Source organism: Pseudomonas sp. SST3, from assembly GCF_003325755.1.
This window is the reverse complement of record NZ_QORI02000138.1, coordinates 1-4,071: the sequence shown is the minus strand read 5'-3', so window position 1 is coordinate 4,071 and position 4,071 is coordinate 1. Positions and strand designations below refer to the sequence as shown.

The 4,071-nt window shown below is 60.1% G+C and carries 4 protein-coding genes and 1 pseudogene; 1 reads left to right on the top strand and 4 read right to left on the bottom strand.

The genetic code is table 11. The features are described from left to right. The 3 genes from DQ405_RS28220 to zwf form a co-directional block, all read right to left on the bottom strand. Positions 1-471, bottom strand: a 471-nt coding sequence (locus DQ405_RS28220; protein ID WP_274597442.1) for a 6-phosphogluconolactonase, incomplete at its 3' end; no start/stop codon positions are given. Next, the gene (locus DQ405_RS28215; protein ID WP_274597441.1) at positions 461-895 is read right to left on the bottom strand and encodes a 6-phosphogluconolactonase; all 435 of its coding nucleotides are present in this window, start codon (positions 893-895) and stop codon (positions 461-463) included. The genes DQ405_RS28215 and DQ405_RS28220, both read right to left, overlap by 11 nt. Beyond that, positions 882-2,348, bottom strand: a complete 1,467-nt coding sequence (zwf, locus tag DQ405_RS25215) for a glucose-6-phosphate dehydrogenase (protein WP_168426415.1) — start codon at positions 2,346-2,348, stop codon at positions 882-884. Before zwf ends, DQ405_RS28215 begins: the two co-directional genes overlap by 14 nt. A 220-nt stretch (positions 2,349-2,568) precedes the next feature. On the opposite strand from zwf, the gene DQ405_RS25210 reads away from it, so the two are divergent. Then, positions 2,569-3,429: a MurR/RpiR family transcriptional regulator gene (locus DQ405_RS25210; protein WP_169856377.1), complete on the top strand. Its 861-nt coding sequence runs from the start codon at positions 2,569-2,571 to the stop codon at positions 3,427-3,429. Between the two features lie 113 nt (positions 3,430-3,542). On the opposite strand, the pseudogene DQ405_RS27100 reads toward DQ405_RS25210, so the two are convergent. Further along, positions 3,543-4,071, bottom strand: a pseudogene (locus DQ405_RS27100) (NRDE family protein); the annotation flags it as partial.

Below are 4,071 nucleotides of genomic sequence, written 5' to 3'. Positions count from 1 at the left end.
TTCCAGCGCGGTCAAACCGCCAGCGGCCAGGGCGTCGGCCAACGGCAGGATGTCCTGTTCGCGGGCGATGGTGATCACCGGCAGGATCCGCGCCTTGGCGCAGAGGCTGTCGATCAAGGCAACTTTATCCGCCATGGACACGGTCGATTGGGGGCTTTTCATAGCGGCTGATCCTTGGCTCATGGGCACCAGTAAAATCTCTAGAGTAGGTTGCAAAAACGCGCGAATCGGCATGGCAGCAACATCGTTGCTGGCCAGGGCGGCGCTCAAGGTAGTCAATTTCGAACTGCCGGAAATCGACAGCACGGTGTAGTTGGCCGTCGCCAACAGCGCGCGACTCATGGTCAGGCGCTGGTGCGGCACGGTCGGTGCCAGCATCGGCCAGCAACGGCGGGTACCGTCGGGCTTCAGGGCTTCAGCCAGGTTGGGACTGTTGGGGAACAGCGAGGCGGTGTGACCGTCATCGCCCATGCCCAGCACCAGCASAATCAATGGCAGGCAGCTCGGCCAGCAGGCGATCGGCCTGCTCGGCAGCGTCTTCAAGGTTGGCGGCAGGGCTGTACAGGCTCAAGAACTTCGCCTTGGCCGCCGGGCCTTGCAGCAAGTGTTGCTTCAACAGGCCGGCATTGCTGTCGGCGTGTTCGACCGGCACCCAGCGCTCATCGGCCAGGGTGATGGTGACCTTGGACCAGTCCAGGCCCTGCTTGGCCAGGTTCTGGAAAAACGCCACGGGGCTGCGGCCACCGGACACCACCAACGTCGCCTCGCCACGGGCACTGATGGCCGCGCGCAGTTGTTCGGCCACGTCATTGGCAAGGCCATCGGCCAGCAGCGCAGGCGTACGGTACTCATGGGCAGTGACGCCCTGAGGCAGTTTCAATTCAGATATCGCCATACCACGACCTCCCATCCCGCGTAATCAGTGCAATGGAGCTCATCGGCCCCCAGGACCCCGCCGCATACGGCTTAGGCGCATCACCGGATTTTTTCCACCCGGCGATCAACTGGTCACACCACTTCCACGCGGCTTCGATTTCATCTTTGCGAACAAACAGGTTCTGATTGCCGCGCATCACTTCCAGCAACAATCGCTCGTAGGCATCGGGGATGCGTGCGCTGCGATAGGTGTCGGAAAAATTCAATTGCAGTGGCCCGCTGCGCAGTTGCATGCCTTTGTCCAGGCCCTGTTCCTTGGTCATCACACGCAGGGAAATACCTTCGTCCGGCTGCAGGCGGATGATCAGCTTGTTGCTGATCTGCAAGCGCTGCTCGGGGGCGAAGATATAGTGGGATGGTTCCTTGAAATGGATGACGATCTGCGACAGCTTTTGCGGCATGCGCTTGCCGGTACGCAGGTAGAACGGCACCCCGGCCCAACGCCAGTTGCGGATATCGGCACGCAGGGCGACGAAGGTTTCGGTGTCGCTCTGGGTGTTGGAATTGTCTTCTTCCAGGTAACCCGGCACGGCTTTACCAGCGCTGTAGCCGGCGATGTACTGGCCACGGACTACTTGGGTGGTCAGGCCTTCGGGGCTGATCGGCGCCAGGGCCTTGAGCACCTTGACCTTCTCGTCACGGATGCTGTCGGCGGACAGGTCGGCCGGCGGGTCCATGGCAATCAGGCACAGCAGCTGCAACAGGTGGTTCTGGATCATGTCGCGCAGCTGGCCGGCCTTGTCGAAGTAACCCCAACGGCCTTCGATGCCGACCTGCTCGGCCACGGTGATTTCCACGTGGGAAATATAGTTCTGGTTCCACTGGGTTTCGAACAGGCTGTTGGCAAAACGCAGGGCGATCAGGTTCTGCACCGTCTCTTTGCCCAGGTAGTGGTCGATGCGGTAGGTGCGGTTTTCCGGGAAAAACTGCGCCACGGCGTCGTTGACCTTGCGCGATGACTCCAGGTCCGAACCGATGGGTTTTTCCAGCACTACGCGGGTATTTTCCGCCAGGCCAACCTTGGACAGGTTTTCGCAGATCGCGCCGTACACCGCCGCCGGGGTGGCGAAGTAGGCAATCAGGCGTTGAGCGCTGCCGGCTTTTTCGGCCAGGGCAACGTAGTCGTCAGCCTTCATGAAGTCGACATGCACATACGAAAGGCGCGCGAGGAAACGCTGGGCCACGGCCTCGTCGAGTTCCTTGCCGACGTATTTACGCAATTCTTTTYCGATATGGGCCAGGTGTTGCTGCTCGGAGCCGGCTTCACGGGCCAGGGCCAGGATGCGTGTGTCGTCGTGCAGCAACCCGGCGCCATCGAGTTGATAAAGGGCAGGAAATAACTTGCGCAGCGCCAGATCACCCAAGGCGCCAAACAGGGCAAAGGTGCAGGGTTCCACGGTTATCGAAGGCATGATGTTTGTTCTTTTATCAAGTTAAGCTACAAATACCTTTTTTCAAGGCATCACTCAAGGAAAAATGTAGTAATAACCACAACATTTTCCCGAAATACGCATTGCGAGTGGTGGTGTTCAGCTACCCTCAGTAGGATAGGCCACCGCGAAAAGCCACTCATCGATTGGTTGCCGCCTTTTTATTTGCATCGTCGCCCGAAGGAAAGACTGAATGGACCGCGTGCGAAATCTTCTGGAACAGATCCGGAACCGCCTCGAAGAATTGAACAAGGCCGAGCGCAAAGTCGCTGAAGTGATCCTGCTCAACCCGCAGCAGGCCACACGCTTCTCGATCGCCGCCCTCGCCCAGGCCGCCTCGGTCAGTGAACCGACGGTCAACCGCTTCTGCCGTTCGTTCGGTGTCAGCGGTTACCCTGAACTCAAATTGCAGTTGGCGCAAAGCCTGGCCAGTGGCGCCGCGTATGTCAGCCGCGCCGTGGAGGCCGATGATAACCCCGAGGCCTACACCCAGAAGATCTTTGGCAGCGCCATTGCTTCCTTGGACAGTGCCTGCCAGGCCCTGGACCCGGCGCTGATCAGCAAGGCCGTGGACTTGTTGATCCAGGCACGGCAGATCCACTTCTTTGGCCTCGGCGCTTCAGCCCCGGTGGCCATGGATGCGTTGCACAAGTTCTTCCGCTTCAACCTGGCAGTGACCGCCCACGCCGACGTGCTGATGCAACGCATGATCGCCTCGGTGGCGCACACCGGTGAGTTGTTCGTGATCATTTCCTACACCGGTCGTACCCGCGAACTGGTGGAAGTGGCGCGTATCGCTCGGGAAAACGGTGCGTCAGTGCTGGGCGTGACCGCCGAAAACTCGCCGCTGGCCAAAGCCAGTACGGTGAGCCTGAACATCCCGCTGCCGGAAGACACGGATATCTACATGCCGATGACTTCTCGGATTATCCAATTGACGGTATTGGACGTGTTGGCAACGGGTATGACCCTGCGTCGCGGAGTGGATTTCCAGCCGCATTTGCGCAAGATCAAAGAGAGCTTGAATGACAGCCGATATCCGGTGGGGGATGAGTTCAACTAGCAGGCAGCTCTACCAGCAGTACCGGCGCTATCGCAGGCAAGCCAGCTCCCACATTTGGAATGCATTCCCCTGTGGGAGCTGGCTTGCCTGCGATAGCGGTGGTCCAAGCAGCGCTAAAACATCAGGTCCACCTCACCCAGCCGCCCCCCGTGCGGGCCAAAGCTGCGCTCCAGCATCCGCCGCGTCCCATCGGCCATTCACGATCAGCGCTGTGCTCGCCCGTGTCCCATAACTGGGGCTGGCGATAAACACGCTCGACAGCAGGCTTTCGGTCGCCAGGCCTACGCCGGTGTCCGGCAGCTCAGCAAACGGCGCGGTCTGCGGGTCGCTGAGAATCCCCAGCAGTGCCTCAGGCTCGGGGTTCTCCAGCACGGCGCTGAACGCTGCTTTGGCCTTCACTAGCTTCGGCCAGGGCGTATCCAGCCCGGCATTGGCTAATCCATACACGCCAGCCTTCAGCAACGTCGGCTCGGTGTCATTGGCGTTGTAGTGCCACAGCTCATCCCGCGTGCCCACCAGCAGGTTGAACCCGGCATATTCAATCGAGCGGCCGTTCACATCGGCCAAATAATCGTCGATCGGCAGCGAACCGCTGCAGAAACCGTCGCAACCAGTTCGCCGCGAGACTTGCGTGCCGGTGGC